18 protein-coding genes are annotated in these 13,829 nt (G+C 36.6%); 3 read left to right on the top strand and 15 right to left on the bottom strand.

What is annotated here, in order from left to right; all coding sequences use genetic code 11:
• Nucleotides 1-33 precede the first annotated feature (33 nt).
• Nucleotides 34-675, bottom strand: a complete 642-nt coding sequence (locus ACOI1D_RS01995; protein ID WP_422498834.1) for a PspA/IM30 family protein — start codon at nt 673-675, stop codon at nt 34-36.
• A 21-nt stretch (nt 676-696) separates the two neighbouring features.
• Nucleotides 697-1,056, bottom strand: coding sequence for a flagellar basal body rod protein (locus tag ACOI1D_RS01990; protein ID WP_422498832.1), 360 nt, complete (start codon nt 1,054-1,056; stop codon nt 697-699).
• 202 nt (nt 1,057-1,258) lie between these two features.
• Between ACOI1D_RS01990 and ACOI1D_RS01985 the strand changes: the two genes are divergently transcribed.
• A complete protein-coding gene (locus tag ACOI1D_RS01985) occupies nt 1,259-2,158 on the top strand; it encodes a plastocyanin/azurin family copper-binding protein (RefSeq protein WP_422498831.1) in 900 nt (299 codons plus the stop codon).
• A 52-nt stretch (nt 2,159-2,210) separates the two neighbouring features.
• Here ACOI1D_RS01985 and ACOI1D_RS01980 read toward each other — a convergent pair whose 3' ends face one another.
• Nucleotides 2,211-2,840 carry a class I SAM-dependent methyltransferase gene (locus tag ACOI1D_RS01980; protein ID WP_422498830.1) on the bottom strand — a complete coding sequence of 210 codons (630 nt, stop codon included), beginning with the start codon at nt 2,838-2,840 and terminating at the stop codon, nt 2,211-2,213.
• A gap of 581 nt (nt 2,841-3,421) precedes the next feature.
• Between ACOI1D_RS01980 and ACOI1D_RS01975 the strand changes: the two genes are divergently transcribed.
• Nucleotides 3,422-4,078 carry a DUF4396 domain-containing protein gene (locus tag ACOI1D_RS01975; protein ID WP_422498829.1) on the top strand — a complete coding sequence of 219 codons (657 nt, stop codon included), beginning with the start codon at nt 3,422-3,424 and terminating at the stop codon, nt 4,076-4,078.
• 219 nt (nt 4,079-4,297) lie between these two features.
• Here ACOI1D_RS01975 and ACOI1D_RS01970 read toward each other — a convergent pair whose 3' ends face one another.
• The 7 genes from ACOI1D_RS01970 to ACOI1D_RS01940 all read right to left on the bottom strand — a co-directional run bounded on the left by ACOI1D_RS01970 (nt 4,298) and on the right by ACOI1D_RS01940 (nt 9,109).
• A complete protein-coding gene (locus tag ACOI1D_RS01970) occupies nt 4,298-4,474 on the bottom strand; it encodes a hypothetical protein (protein ID WP_422498828.1) in 177 nt (58 codons plus the stop codon).
• 113 nt (nt 4,475-4,587) lie between these two features.
• Nucleotides 4,588-4,800 (bottom strand): SHOCT domain-containing protein, encoded by a 213-nt coding sequence (locus ACOI1D_RS01965; RefSeq protein ID WP_422499007.1) that lies wholly within the window; start codon nt 4,798-4,800, stop codon nt 4,588-4,590.
• A gap of 37 nt (nt 4,801-4,837) precedes the next feature.
• Complete coding sequence (locus ACOI1D_RS01960) at nt 4,838-5,038, bottom strand: hypothetical protein (protein ID WP_422498827.1); 201 nt, start codon at nt 5,036-5,038, stop codon at nt 4,838-4,840.
• A 5-nt stretch (nt 5,039-5,043) separates the two neighbouring features.
• Complete coding sequence (locus tag ACOI1D_RS01955; RefSeq protein WP_422498826.1) at nt 5,044-6,429, bottom strand: ATP-binding protein; 1,386 nt, start codon at nt 6,427-6,429, stop codon at nt 5,044-5,046.
• A complete protein-coding gene (locus ACOI1D_RS01950) occupies nt 6,430-7,131 on the bottom strand; it encodes a response regulator transcription factor (RefSeq protein WP_422498825.1) in 702 nt (233 codons plus the stop codon).
• Between the two features lie 31 nt (nt 7,132-7,162).
• Nucleotides 7,163-8,323 carry a F510_1955 family glycosylhydrolase gene (locus ACOI1D_RS01945; protein WP_422498824.1) on the bottom strand — a complete coding sequence of 387 codons (1,161 nt, stop codon included), beginning with the start codon at nt 8,321-8,323 and terminating at the stop codon, nt 7,163-7,165.
• Between the two features lie 75 nt (nt 8,324-8,398).
• Nucleotides 8,399-9,109, bottom strand: a complete 711-nt coding sequence (locus ACOI1D_RS01940; RefSeq protein WP_422498823.1) for a cytochrome c biogenesis CcdA family protein — start codon at nt 9,107-9,109, stop codon at nt 8,399-8,401.
• 193 nt (nt 9,110-9,302) lie between these two features.
• On the opposite strand from ACOI1D_RS01940, the gene ACOI1D_RS01935 reads away from it, so the two are divergent.
• Nucleotides 9,303-9,464, top strand: a complete 162-nt coding sequence (locus ACOI1D_RS01935) for a hypothetical protein (RefSeq protein ID WP_422498821.1) — start codon at nt 9,303-9,305, stop codon at nt 9,462-9,464.
• A gap of 66 nt (nt 9,465-9,530) precedes the next feature.
• On the opposite strand, the gene ACOI1D_RS01930 is transcribed toward ACOI1D_RS01935, so the two are convergent.
• From ACOI1D_RS01930 to ACOI1D_RS01910, 5 genes are all read right to left on the bottom strand, one after another.
• The gene (locus ACOI1D_RS01930; protein WP_422498819.1) at nt 9,531-9,875 is read right to left on the bottom strand and encodes a four-helix bundle copper-binding protein; all 345 of its coding nucleotides are present in this window, start codon (nt 9,873-9,875) and stop codon (nt 9,531-9,533) included.
• A 151-nt stretch (nt 9,876-10,026) separates the two neighbouring features.
• The gene (locus ACOI1D_RS01925; RefSeq protein WP_422498817.1) at nt 10,027-10,857 is read right to left on the bottom strand and encodes an undecaprenyl-diphosphate phosphatase; all 831 of its coding nucleotides are present in this window, start codon (nt 10,855-10,857) and stop codon (nt 10,027-10,029) included.
• Between the two features lie 18 nt (nt 10,858-10,875).
• Entirely contained in the window at nt 10,876-11,490 is a 615-nt protein-coding gene (locus ACOI1D_RS01920) for a DedA family protein (protein WP_422498814.1), read from the bottom strand.
• 176 nt (nt 11,491-11,666) lie between these two features.
• Nucleotides 11,667-12,686, bottom strand: coding sequence for a low-specificity L-threonine aldolase (gene ltaE, locus ACOI1D_RS01915; protein WP_422498812.1), 1,020 nt, complete (start codon nt 12,684-12,686; stop codon nt 11,667-11,669).
• Between the two features lie 15 nt (nt 12,687-12,701).
• Nucleotides 12,702-13,700, bottom strand: coding sequence for an LLM class flavin-dependent oxidoreductase (locus ACOI1D_RS01910; RefSeq protein WP_422498810.1), 999 nt, complete (start codon nt 13,698-13,700; stop codon nt 12,702-12,704).
• Nucleotides 13,701-13,829 lie beyond the last annotated feature (129 nt).

Genomic DNA, 13,829 nt, shown 5'->3' with positions numbered 1-13,829 from the left:
ATCATCTTTTTAGTGAGCTCAGCACTCAACTGTTTATTTTGTTTCTGCTGATTCGTTACTGTTTAATTTTCTTTCTAGTTTTTCAATTTTGCTGTCAAACGTGTTGCGGTAGTATGAACTGTTTACTTTAAACTCCAAATCCTCAATATAACGCTCCATCTCTTCAAACCTAGCAATCGGTTTTGACGGAGAATGTTCTACGACACGATTTATTTGATGGTTCGCATGAGCTACATTTTCACGACCCATAAGCTCCATCCTGCGCAAATGCATGTCTTTTAATTTGTACTTCATTTCTTCATATTTTTGTTCCAGCATTTCCAGCTGCGCAACAGATTCGTCACGTGAAACTTTTAGTTTGTTTGCTCTTGCCTGATATTCCTCGTGTTCTTTTGAGGCAAAGGCAAGCATTTCCTCCTCGTCTGCTCGTTCCGCAATACTTGCTTGCTGTTGGCGTTTATCAGCAAGATCCTGTGCAATGTGGTACTCTCTTGTAAACTCATCTCTTAAACGATATTGACGCTCAACAAGTTTTCTTACCTTTTCTTTCTCTTGCTCACTTTGACGTAGATAGTGATTTAATGCACCAATCGGGTTTTTCTGTTCTTTTTGATCCATTAAATCATGAAGATCTGCTGAAATTGATTCCGTCATTCGGGTAAATACGTTAGCCATCTTACATCTCTCCTTTTATTCTTAGTTATTTAGTTCCGCCCATTGTTTTTCAAAGTTTTTAAATGGATCGTTGTCTTTTACTATTGAGTGATCATCAGTTGAATCATGCTTATCGCTTTTCCAATTCTTGACGATTAAGTACAGTGCTAAAACTGCAGCAACTCCTATTACTGCGTAAATATTAGACAATCCAATTCCAAGAACAATAAGACCTGCAATTACCCATCCGATTTTTCCAACAGTTGAATTACTTTTAACAAACTGCTTAAAAATGACGTAAAGTAACCACGCACTGATTCCTAATATTATCATCGGGCCAAGCGTTGAAAATAGAATCATCAACGCAATCAATCCCCCAACAAACATCATAAATTTTTTCATTTGTTTTGCCTCCTTTCTTTTATCTATACCTATCATACCGACTAATTAAGTTTCGTATAATGATCCTCAGCCATATCTTTTACTAAGACCTAAGGCGTATTAATCCAGGTTAGACGAAATTTTGAACTTTTTTCTAGTGAATTAGCAAAGAAATTCAGGCATACAATGTACTAATGAGACAAGGTACAGGGGGATAAACAAGATGACAGTCGCTTTATATATCACTTTTTTCTGTATTGTTAGTTTGACTATATGTGTAATAGGCACCACAATTTATCATCGCAGGAAAATTTCTTCTATGGTTGGTATGATGATTGCAATGACACTTGGAATGACGGTGGGGTTAACAACAGGGGTAATACTGGGTATTCTTTTATCAGGTAACCTGTTTTATTCTACAGTGTTAGGGATAACTATTGGGATTGTTGTGGGATTCTTGGCAGGATTACCTATAAGTATGATAGCTCTCTTAGACGGATCATTGTCGGGTATGATGGGGGGCATGATGGGTGCAATGCTTGGTGAAATGATTATGCCGGAGTACCAGGAGTCTGCTGTTAGATTGATGTTTTTACTGTTTGTTGCATTTACTCTAATTCTACTTACGGTAATGAAAGAGGAATTTTTTAATAAAAATAAACCATTTATGCATAACAAAGTTGTGGTTCTTTGTTTTTTTGTTGTTTTTATCGTTGGTTATAACCAGATGAATCCACTTATCCCTCCCCAAAATCATACCAATCAATTGAATATGGTCATGAATACTTCTAATCTGGTGATTCAAGCTAACGAATTCTCTTTTACTCCAAACAAAGTCGAGACACCTGTCGGAGAAAGTGTAACCATCGTTTTAAAAAATAATGGGAAAACTGAACACACTTTAGAATTAGAAAGAATGAATACAGGAGTCCATCATGATAAACAGAAAGAAAAACAGATACATAGTATGCCCGGTAAAGAGGAACAAGTATTATTTACTCCAACGAAATCAGGAATCTATTATTATTCCTGTACAATTCCTGGTCACGCTGAATTAGGAATGAAAGGTGTTATTAAAGTTACTTCTCCAATTATTAAAGCAGATCAACTAAAGATTAATTGATCTGCTTCTCTACTTCGTCTGATGTTACTAATTTTAGATGTTAGCGATTTACTTACTTGTCCTGCTTCAGGTTTGAAAGTCTAATGGGTTCCTTATTGTTTTTCGCCTTAGTAGTTAGAAAAAGACCTTTATAATAATAATCAACCTGTTCAATAACAATCCCCGTTTTACTCAATAATCCTAATGTATCCCGATTCAAATGACAACCATCACAAAGCTTTTTCCACACTGGCGTTAGCCCGTCCTGTAATTTTGCCAATACTTTCTGATTCATTCTGACATGTTCAAAGAATAATAATTTTGCTCCTGGTTTACTAACTCTTTGAATTTCGTTAATTGCTTTTATGGGATTTGGGATGGTACAAAATACAAGCGTTGCTACCACACAATCAAAGGTATCATCATTAAATGGCAAACCTTCTGCACCGACTGCATGCGTTTGAATAGGGATATCTGCCGCATGAATTCTTTTTTGTGCTAACTTACTCATTTCAGGATTAGGTTCAATCGCATCTACCTGATCAACATTTTTATAATAAGAGAAGTTAATACCTGAACCTGATCCTATTTCCAGCACCCTTCCTGAAGCATTATCTATAAGCTTTTTTCTAATTTTTTTAAATCTATTTTTCTCCAGCGGCTTCATAGCTACATCGTAAATATTCGGAAACCATTTTCCCATACTTTTTCACCTCAAACTTATTTTTTTGTATATGCAGCCATCAAACTGCCTTACAAAAGCAGATGTTTAACAAATCATTATAAGTGGGTATTACACTAATTATATAAACAAAAATTTGGCTCTTTTCGTAAGTTTTGTTGCTCTTTAACCTTTGCATTTGATGTAAATTGCGACGTAGTGAAAATTCTTTTGACGCCACCGTTTCGGCAGAATACTTCGCTTTCCACGGGCACGGCCTCAGTCTCCTCAGAAGCAAAGAACGCTTCTTCCGGGGTCTTCGGACTCGCGCTGTTCCCATAGGAGTCTTCGTATTCTGCCTTCACTAAGATAGAAAAATGCGCATGAACCCCTATGTTTCATGGGACTCTAACTCCATTTAAAAGAAAGATACCTAAGCTGTGGAAAATGCGAGACTGAAGTGGGAAAGGAACAGTCTAAGGCGTTCCCCACGGAAATGCGAGTGTTTTTCCGCAGCGTTGGTAGGAAATAAGAACAGCGCATACGTCGCAGTTTATAGATTTTGTGTAAAAAACAACAACCTTTTAGAAAACAGCTGCTAATTTTAAAAAGAGGTGATTTTAATGCTAGCGACTATTTCTTGGATTGCACTTGGAATAGGCTTACTTTGCTCAATTATAATTATAGTTGATATTATTAAACATCCCCAAATGATGAAGGTCATGAACTTCGTTTGGCCAATCAATGGATGGTTCTTTGGTCCATTTGCTTTGTGGACATATTTCAAATGGGGAAGACTAAAAGCTAAAAATTTAGATTTAGAGGATAACCGTGGCAGACCATCAAAAGTCTTTGTATCTACTAGTCATTGTTCATCTGGTTGTACACTAGGTGATGCTCTAGGGGTACCAATTGTAGTATTAGGCGGTCTAACCATAGCAGGATCTACCTTATTTGCGCACTATGCTGTTGAATTTATTTTAGCATATGTATTCGGTATTATTTTTCAATTTTACGCAATCCACCCAATGAATAAGGATCAGGGTGTAATGAAATCCATTAAGGATGCTGTTAAAGCAGACTCTTTTTCTTTGATTGCATTTGAAATCGGCATGTTTGGCTGGATGGCGATTGTCCATTATGTTCTGTTTACTACACCCCCGCACCCCTCTGAGCCTACTTATTGGTTCATGATGCAAATAGCAATGATTTTAGGCTTTCTTACAAGTTATCCCGCTAACTGGTTTTTAGTTAAGAAAGGGATAAAGGAAGAGATGTAAGATAATTTCTCATGAAAATATAGTGTACCAAAAACACCGACGGTAACCGATTATCGTCGGTGTTTTTATAAGTAATTGCAATAACATCTTCTAATAAAAAGAGGTCCTTTCAGCCGAAGCGCTAAGCTTTTACTATTGGCTATTTCATTTCTTTTTCACTTTCATAAGATTCTATAAAATCACCACAAGCGTTCATCATATTTTTACCTTCTGGAGAATTCATAGCATCATCATACCTGACATGTTACCACTTTCCATCATGTTTGACATTCCATTACCATTCATCATATTGCCCATGCCACCATTATCTGGTTCTTGTGCAAATGCTGTTGATCCTATAACTAATAGAGTAGCTAAAGCAAAAGATAGTACAAATCGAAGCTTTTTTATTTTCATATCTCTTGTCTCCTTTTTATTTATTACTAGGACACCTTTAGTATAAACAACAAATTTGTTGAATTTGTGAGGATGTTAATTTTTTTAAAAAGCAACCTCTAAGATATCAATAGCTATTTTTCACTTTTTAACTTTGCTTTTTTGTCGTCATACTCTTGTTCGTCAATTTCACCTTGTGCAAATCGTTCTTTAAGAATTTGCAAGGATGTATCTTCTTTCTTTTCGAATGGTTTTGATATTAATAATACTATTCCATATATCACGAAGCCCAATACAATTATCCAAAGTACCATGTTAAGTATCATACTTCCACCCATCATTGACATCAATGTAAAACACCTCTTTGTTTTCTTGTCTTCTTATTTACTTATTTCTTTTCAGAACTACTACATATATAATCCCTATAATTACCACTGGTAAGCCCATCCACAAACATAGCTGTATTAACGTTTTCAAATATGACTGCACTGATTCGGGTTCCCACATTGTTGTCCCGGAAACAGTGAGGCAAGTTAAACCTACAATAATGAGCAGTCCGGCTATTAGCCACTCTATTTTTTTCATGTTACTTACCTCCCCTCCCCGACTATTGGGAAACTGAGTTCAAATCTTGTACCGCTACCAACTTTGCTATTAACTACGATTGAACCATCCTGGATTTCTACCAGATTCTTCACAATAGCCAATCCTAGTCCAGTTCCACCAAGTTCTCTTGAACGGGATTTTTCAACACGGTGAAAACGTTCAAATATTAAAGCAAGTTCCTTTTCAGGGATACCGATGCCTGTATCTTCAATGATTACATGTATTCTGTTTACTGTTTCCCTGACAATTACATTAATTGATCCCTTTTCTGTATAGCGAATCGCATTTCCCAGTAAATTCGTAAAGATTTGTTCCAGTCGAATCCCATCTACCTTTACAGAAGGAACATTGTAGTCAATATTACTTTTTAATGCTAATCCTTTTTTTTCAAGTTCTATTCTAACTTTAAGTAGCGCTGAATCCAAAATTTCTGTAAGATTCATTACATCCATTTGCAGATCTACTTTTCCTTCTTCCATTTTTGATAAATCGAATAAATCACTTATTAACCTTGTCATACGTTCTGATTCATCTTCAATGATCGTTAAATACTGTTTTCTTTCTTCTTCCGTACGGTAAAGTTCCTTGTTCAGTACCTCTGCGTAGCCTCTTAAATACGATATTGGTGTACGTAATTCATGTGAAATATTAGCTAAAAACTCTCTTCTGTTGGATCGGTATCTATTTGTTTCAAGTGCCAGATCATTTATTGCCTTTCCTAATGAGCCCACTTCATCACTTGATGAAATGTTTACTTGGATATCTAGATTCCCCTTGGCAATTTCCCTAGTTGCTTGTTCCATTTCTATAAGTGGGTCTGACATTTTTTTAGAAATTACATATGTGAACCCAAGTGCCAAAAACAATGCACCGACTGCAGATAAAATTAGTAAATCTCTAATTTTCTGTACAGGCCCCTGGACATCGTTTATAGATGCTAAAACAAAAAGTGATCCCTGAAAAGTATTTGATTTAGTTATAGGGTGACCTGAACCTAGGTAACTTTCGCCTGTATTTATGCTGTCAAATTTTTTCTGGATAGTTTGTCCATTAGCTAGTTGATTAATGGCTCGTTGGGATAAGTTGGCCATCTGAACACCAGAGTCCGCTATAACTTTTCCATTAGCGTTAGTAATATAGATTTCTTTGTTTGTCAATTCAGCCAGGTTTTTAAACATGTCAATAATTTTTTCATCTTCAAGTGAAGTAATATTTCGTGCATACTTTTGAGATAGATCTCCTATTTCTTCTTGAACCTGACTATAATAAAAGTTAGTAAATATTTGGTTCGCTACATATCCAAGTGGTAATAGTACAACCAGGAACAGGGTCATGATGGTCCCGCCAAGTTTCAGTACAATTTTGTTCATCTAATATCGGTCCTCTGGAGTACTGAATTTATACCCTACACCCCAAACAGTTTTAATTGGATTATAGGATAGTCCTGATTTCCGAAGCTTTTCCCGTATGTTTTTTACATGTGTATCGATAGCTCTCATGTCACGAAATTCATTTAGGGACCAAATGGCATCTAATATAATCTCACGAGTGAACACTCTTTTTGATTGACTTGCAACCAAATACAGTATGTCAAATTCCTTCGGCGTTAACTCAACCGTAGTAGCTTTTACCATTACTGCTCTACTTTCATTGTCGATAGAAAATTCTCCGAAATCCATTAATGTCTTACTCGTTTCCATAGTGGTTCCTTTGTGACGTCTAAGTAATGCATGAACACGGGCAACCAGCTCTTCAGGGGCAAATGGCTTTATCAAATAATCATCAGCACCGAGATTTAACCCATGTACTCGATCCTTAATATCATCTCGAGCGCTTAACATAAGAATAGGCAATTGTTTTGTTTCACGGATTGTTGAGCAAACCTCCCACCCATCTATGTCTGGCAGCATGATATCTAATATTATTAAATCATATGAGTTTTGATGGGACATCTCTAGTGCTTCATTCCCATCTCTGGCTTCATCAATAGAAAAGTTTTCTTTTGATAAATAGATTTTGACTAAATTTCTCATATTCCATTCATCATCAACAATTAAAATACTTTTATTCATGTGCATGCCTCATTTAAATTTCTTTTTATGATTATTGATGGGACACAGCTACACCTTCATCAACACTTTGTGTCCAATTGTTCCCGCCATCATTGGAAATGTATATATCTTTTTTGTCTGTAGCAAAAACAAATTCATCCTTAGTTGCAGGGTTTTGTTTAACATATCTAATTACGTCTTCCCCTAATTTAGGAATAGCAAGTTCCTCGACTTTTTTACTTGTCAGATCAATCTCCGAAAGATTTACTTCATCCGTGATAGTTGCAACTAACAAGTTATTCTGATGACCAAAGGAAACTGCCGTTACTGGACCTGAAACAGCTAATTTTTCAAAATTATCACCGTGGTTCTGTGATAGGAAAACACCTCGATCTGTTCCAATTGCCACTACACCCTCTTTGGTTGGATGGGCTGCCAAACTACTAGCCTGTCCTTCTAGGCCTTCAAGTTTACCTTGCTTCCATGTCTTTGTTTCGTCTGTGGAATAATAAAATCCCGGTTGATCCATGGAGGAGTTTTGTTTTGGATTAAACACGTAAATTTCTTCTGTCTCATAACCTACAGTCATTCCGTGAAAATCAATTTCCTTATATAAATCCAGGAGTTCTAAGGTTTTACCATAATCCGTACTTTTCACTATCCCAAGCGGATTCGCTAAGTCAGAGCTCTTTATAGGATGCCCACTGCTGTAAAACCCATTTTCAAACATGGAAAATCCCATATAGTCATGTTTTTCTCCTACTGTCTGAACAGCCCATGAACCGTTATTGTATACCCTTAATCCATCGTGGGAAGGAACATATATTTTTTCACCATTACTTGTATACCCAAGACCGTGTATATGTGTAAAAGTTACTTTATCTTCACCACTTGCATTCATTGCTATCAAAGAGGAAATAGCTAACAATAAAAATACAATAGAACCCCACATAAAGATTTTGTTTCTCTTCTGTAAAGTTTGTTGTTTTTCACGATTTTCCTTTTTTTTCAAATCTAACTGTTTTGTCTTTGTTTTGGTTAAAATAAGTAATGTAAGTAAAATTACAAGTATTAACAGAGAAGCCATTAAACCATAGTTCCAATAATTAACAGCATTTTCATTCGTGTGTTCTTCTGTTCCATGAGCAAATACATTCAACGGAACTAAAAACATGGCAACACCTGTAAGTATTGATAATAGTGCGTTTTTCATTCTTTATTCCACTCCCTGATGATTGTTATGTTCGATACTAGTATATACATAAAATGTGGAGAAAGTATGTGATTACTAGAAACCTGTAAACCCATTAAAAAAATTGCTAGCTAGAAAAGAGGTTAATTTGGTCATCCAGTCAAAAAACAAAAAGATTCCCATGAGGACCATTGTAACTCCACCAATTTTCATAATTAATCGATTGTGCCTCTTTATCCATTTCATTCTCCCGATAAAAAATGACATAAAGAAAAATGGAACAGAAAATCCAAGTACATATGCAATCATATAAAATATTGCCTGGTCAGGATTTGAAACTCCTAAAGTAATCACTCCTGCTAGAATTGGACCTGTACAAGGTGTCCACCCAGCTGCAAATGCAAAACCAATTATACTTGAACCAATATATCCAGAAGGTTTGTCTTTGAAAGTCATTCTTTTTTCTTTCATTATAAATGAAGGTTTAAAAAATCCCACTATTACTAGCCCTATTACTATTAACAGTATAGCTCCAAGCTGCCTAATTAAATCACCGTAATAAGTAAAAAAGTCTCCCAATAGAGAAGCCGAAAAGCCTAAAGCAATGAAAATGATTGAGAACCCCATTAGAAAAAAAGTGGTATGCAAAAATGCTCGTTTTTGTAACAATCCCTTCCCGTCTTTTATTTCATCAACTGACATTCCAGTAATGTAAGATAAAAAAGCGGGGTATAAAGGAAGGCAACATGGTGAAATGAATGATAACACCCCTGCCGCAAAGGCTAAAAGTAAGTTAATGTCTTCCATAGTATCCCTCAAATTTCACTTAATTTATGTTGAGATGTGGTTATACCCATAAATCATACTTTACTAGTATGTACGATAATTGTGAGGAATCTGTGAGGTTTTCTATTAATTATAAAGAGGTAATTAATAAAATTGGGTTATAATACACACACTATTAATGTAGGAAAAACTAAAAACAGAAGGAGAATTTATCATGGATAAACAACAGCTTCAGGAATGTATTACTGAGTGTGAAAGTGCATTAACTCACTTAAACAAGGCAATGGGTAAAGCACATGACACTGCCAAACAAAAAATGCAACACGCTTCCACTGATCTGGAAGAATGTCTTGCAGAGTGCCGTAGCTTACTATAAAAATACTTAAAAACATCCCTACACTTTTGTGCAGGGATGTTTTTTGTTAACTTTTTGATTTTACAATTATTGAGCCATGCTTCTGCATGCTTCTGCACACTCGCGGCAGACTTTAGCACACTCTTGACAGTGTTCATCTTTGAATTTTTCACATTCAACTGCACATGCTTCACAAATTTCAGCACAAAGCTTACAATGCGCTGCTGCAAATTGGCTATTCCGAGCCATAAATGCTGCCGACTGCAAACAAATTTCAGCACAGTCGTTTAACGTTTGTAGACACTTTACTCTTGCTTGTACATCTGGCTCCTGCAAACAAGCAGTAGTACATTCTTCACATGCTCTAGCACATCTGACACACGATTCTATACAGAAATCCATGTTTGTTGGTGTTATAGACAATATACCCATTTAAACAACCCCTCATTTTTAGTATGTGTTATCTTTTGCAGAACTATAGTATTTATACATAATACAGAGAGTTGAGACAATCCGAACTGCGGTAAAATCAAAAATGCTCCAACCTGTATGTTGGAGCAACAATGATTCTGATATGGTCGGCTTAGAAATAAATCAAATAAATAACAATCACTAAAACAATTCGGTAAATAGCGAAAGGTGTTAACTTCACTTTATTTATAAGCTTTAAGAAGAACTTTATGGAAAGTAAAGCAAACACAAATGCACTAATAAAACCTACAACAAAAAAAGGCAATGCATCAAGCGTGAAATACTGCCAATTGCTTAAAAGTGATATTCCGCTTGCTCCCATCATAATCGGGACAGCCATAATGAATGTAAAATCCGCGGCCGCTCGATGGCTCATACCAGTTAACACACCACCAGAGATAGTAGCACCAGATCTTGAAAAACCTGGCCACAGAGAGAAACATTGAACCATACCAACAGTAAGCGCCTGTCTATAAGTAATTTGATCTACTGTTGTAACGATTGGTTCTTTTGGTGCGAATTTATCAGCAAAAATCATCAAAACAGATCCTATTAGTAACCCTACTAGCACGGTTTGCGTTGAAAACAAATGCTCATCAATATAATCTTCAAATAAAACTCCAAGGATTCCTGCGGGTATCAGACCTACAATTACCTGGGTTAACTTTAAACGTCCCTGTCCGGCACTCGTTTCTTTTTTAGTTTTCCGCAACCCTAAGAGATCAATAAAACGATTTCTAAATACGATAACCACTGCCAAAATAGAACCTAGCTGTATGACGATTTTGAATGTATTTGCCACAGGCTCTGTTAGAAATTCCTTTGATTTTAACCACATATCATCCACAATAACCATGTGACCGGTTGATGACACAGGAGCAAACTCAGTAAGCCCCTCGACCAGTCCTAAAATAACTGCTTTTAATAGTTCCATTATGTCCATTTAATGCAATCTCCTAATCTACTTTTTTCTTTTCGCTAATCTACTTAAATATAACAGTGACAATAACACCAATCCAGTTGCAATAACAACGTAAGCAATTGTGGAATAGATGTCCATATACTTCAATATGTCCTGCCATGATTCCCCAAGACCCGCCCCTATCAGTACGAGAATGATATTCCAGGCAAGCGTTCCAACTGTAGTAAATAACAGGAACAGTGAAAATCTCATGTTAGACATACCCGCTGGTATCGAAATCAAGCTTCGAATGAGAGGAATCATCCTGCAGAATAGTACCGTCCAGTATCCATATTTATCGAACCATGCATCTGCTTTATAAATATCTTCCTTTTTAATACGGATGATATGTCCAAAACGGTCAATAGCTCTTTCCAATCGCTCAACATCAACCAACCTACCAATTCCGTATAAGATTATTGCTCCTATTACAGATCCGGCAGTTGCAGAAATAATTACTCCTACTATAGTAAGATGAGTATCAGTAGTCAAAAACCCTCCAAACGGAAGAATTATTTCGGATGGAATCGGTGGAAACACATTTTCTAATGCCATCATAAGAAAAATACCTATGTACCCAAATTGCTCCATGAAATCCGTAATCCAGTTCTCCATGTCTTACCTCCGTAGTTACCTATTATAAGCTTATGTTTGTCTATTAATTTGATTAACGTCGATTTCTTATTATATACTAGTTTGCATGGTAAAAATGAATTAATTTACAAATTTAATTAAAAATTAATGAAAGAACGAGTTCATTATTTATGAACTCGTTCACGATTATTCCTATATTAAATGAGCTTACTCACTTTTTGTATAACATTCTTAATATCTTCTCGGGTTACATCAAAATGAGTAGTAAACCGAGTAGTTTCTGGCCCAAATGGTACACCCAATACGCCTTCAGCTTTTAGTTTGTTTAAAAACTCTTTAGAATTTAATCCAGCTTCCTTTGTGTTCACCAAAACAATGTTCGTATCTACATTATTTTCGATGGAAATTCCATTTATCTCCATTAGACCTAAGGCAAGAAACGCAGCATTTTTATGATCCTCTTTTAAACGATCCACCATGCTCGATAAGGCAACTAAACCAGGAGCTGCTATGATTCCAGCTTGTCTTAATCCACCACCAAGTCGTTTACGCCATTTTCTTGCTTTTTTAATAAATTCCTCTGACCCTGCAATAATGGAGCCTACAGGTGCACCTAGTCCTTTTGACAAACAGAACTGCACAGTATCTGTTTCTGCTGCATACGTTTTTACATCTACTCCAGAGGCGACAGCAGCGTTGAATAATCTCGCACCATCTAAGTGAACAGGGATATTATTACCTTGAGCAATTCTATAAATCTCTTTCATATTTTCAAGCGGCACAATTGCACCACCTGCACGATTATGTGTATTCTCCAGGCAAATAAGTCCTGTTTCAGGCATATGAATATCATCATCACGAATAGCTGCCTTCACTAATGCAGGATCCATCACACCACGAGTACCGCTAATTGTTCTGGGCTGTACTCCTGCAAAAGCAGAAATGGAAGCACCCTCATAATAAAAAATATGAGATTCCGCTTCCAAGATAATTTCCTGGCCTAGCTGACAATGCGTCAGTACGGCAATTTGATTACCCTGTGTCCCACTTGGCACGAACAAGGCGGCTTCTTTTCCAAGCTTAGCAGCAGCTAAGTTTTCCAATTCCTGAAGTGTTGGGTCCTCATTATATACATCATCACCAACCACTGCATCAAAGGCAGCCTGTCTCATTTCTGGTGTTGGTTTTGTTACTGTGTCACTGCGTAAATCAATCAAGATAACTCCTCCATTCTATTTTGCAAGCATTTCTTTAGCAATTAATTCATACGATTTTAATTTAGCTTCGGATCTATGGGTTATGGTAACAATCATTAGCTCATCTGCATTGTATAATTTCTTTAATTCTTTTAGCTGACTTTTTACTGCCTGAGGGTTTCCAATAACCATCTTTTGCTTAGATCTTTCAATTAATAAACGTTCGTCAGCAGTATAAGCATAACTTATTGCCTCTTCAACAGACGGAATGCCGATATCCTCACCCTTACCACGCTTTACACTCCATAATTGACTGCTTAAGGCTAGTGCTTCTGCCTCTTCACTTGTATCGGCACAAATTACGGATATGGCTACAACTACTTCCGGCTTTGATAGGTCGTATCCTCTAGAAAAGTCGTTGTAATATTTCCTGACAATTTCAGGGCCATCCTGACTGCTCATGAAGTGACCAAACGCGTACGCCATGCCTTTTTCCGCTGCTAACATTGCACTCTTCTTACTAGTACCTAACAGCCATGGTTTAGGTGAACTTTGGGGTACAGGTGTAGGTTTAATTTTAGAGTATATATTGTCTTTTGAGAAGTCATTGTATAAAAATTTCAATAACTCATCAATTGTTTCCGGTATTTTACGTACATTGTCGAGAAAATTATTGGAAAGTGCTATGGTGGCTTCAGCAGAACCTCCGGGTGCCCGCCCAATCCCTAAATCAACCCGACCCGGATAAAGTGTTGCCAACAGATTATATGTCTCTGCAATCTTAAAAGGTCTGTAATGAGGTACCAACACTGCTCCTGAGCCAATGCGAATGTTGGTTGTTTTGGATCCAATTATACCTAGCATTACGTCTGGAGAAGGACACGCTAATCCTGATAAATCATGATGTTCTGCCATCCAAAAGCGTGTATATCCTAATCTATCACCAAGTTGAGCTAATTCTATCGAAGCTTGGAGCGCACCCTGAGGAGTCATGCCAACTGATATTGGCGCCTGATCTAATATACTAAGCCGCAAAGGTATTACCTGCTTTCTATACTATAATTGTATGGAGCACTATTAAAATTAGCAAAGAAGCGTCTAGACCTATCCATTTTGCACTTTCATTATTATAGCATAATGGCTATCAACCAAACTGTTCTTAGC

Source organism: Virgibacillus sp. DJP39, from assembly GCF_049310925.1.
GTDB lineage: Bacteria > Bacillota > Bacilli > Bacillales > Amphibacillaceae > Virgibacillus_F.
Note: the sequence above shows the minus strand (reverse complement) of the source record. Positions and strands in the feature narration are given on the sequence as shown.

Excerpts from the sequence above, each read along its gene's own strand:
- ACOI1D_RS01995 (WP_422498834.1), bottom strand. The coding sequence starts at position 675 with ATGGCTAACGTATTTACCCGAATGACGGAATCAATTTCAGCAGATCTT.
- ACOI1D_RS01990 (WP_422498832.1), bottom strand. The coding sequence starts at position 1,056 with ATGAAAAAATTTATGATGTTTGTTGGGGGATTGATTGCGTTGATGATT.
- ACOI1D_RS01985 (WP_422498831.1), top strand. The coding sequence starts at position 1,259 with ATGACAGTCGCTTTATATATCACTTTTTTCTGTATTGTTAGTTTGACT.
- ACOI1D_RS01980 (WP_422498830.1), bottom strand. The coding sequence starts at position 2,840 with ATGGGAAAATGGTTTCCGAATATTTACGATGTAGCTATGAAGCCGCTG.
- ACOI1D_RS01975 (WP_422498829.1), top strand. The coding sequence starts at position 3,422 with ATGCTAGCGACTATTTCTTGGATTGCACTTGGAATAGGCTTACTTTGC.
- ACOI1D_RS01970 (WP_422498828.1), bottom strand. The coding sequence starts at position 4,474 with ATGAAAATAAAAAAGCTTCGATTTGTACTATCTTTTGCTTTAGCTACT.
- ACOI1D_RS01965 (WP_422499007.1), bottom strand. The coding sequence starts at position 4,800 with ATGTCAATGATGGGTGGAAGTATGATACTTAACATGGTACTTTGGATA.
- ACOI1D_RS01960 (WP_422498827.1), bottom strand. The coding sequence starts at position 5,038 with ATGAAAAAAATAGAGTGGCTAATAGCCGGACTGCTCATTATTGTAGGT.
- ACOI1D_RS01955 (WP_422498826.1), bottom strand. The coding sequence starts at position 6,429 with ATGAACAAAATTGTACTGAAACTTGGCGGGACCATCATGACCCTGTTC.
- ACOI1D_RS01950 (WP_422498825.1), bottom strand. The coding sequence starts at position 7,131 with ATGAATAAAAGTATTTTAATTGTTGATGATGAATGGAATATGAGAAAT.
- ACOI1D_RS01945 (WP_422498824.1), bottom strand. The coding sequence starts at position 8,323 with ATGAAAAACGCACTATTATCAATACTTACAGGTGTTGCCATGTTTTTA.
- ACOI1D_RS01940 (WP_422498823.1), bottom strand. The coding sequence starts at position 9,109 with ATGGAAGACATTAACTTACTTTTAGCCTTTGCGGCAGGGGTGTTATCA.
- ACOI1D_RS01935 (WP_422498821.1), top strand. The coding sequence starts at position 9,303 with ATGGATAAACAACAGCTTCAGGAATGTATTACTGAGTGTGAAAGTGCA.
- ACOI1D_RS01930 (WP_422498819.1), bottom strand. The coding sequence starts at position 9,875 with ATGGGTATATTGTCTATAACACCAACAAACATGGATTTCTGTATAGAA.
- ACOI1D_RS01925 (WP_422498817.1), bottom strand. The coding sequence starts at position 10,857 with ATGGACATAATGGAACTATTAAAAGCAGTTATTTTAGGACTGGTCGAG.
- ACOI1D_RS01920 (WP_422498814.1), bottom strand. The coding sequence starts at position 11,490 with ATGGAGAACTGGATTACGGATTTCATGGAGCAATTTGGGTACATAGGT.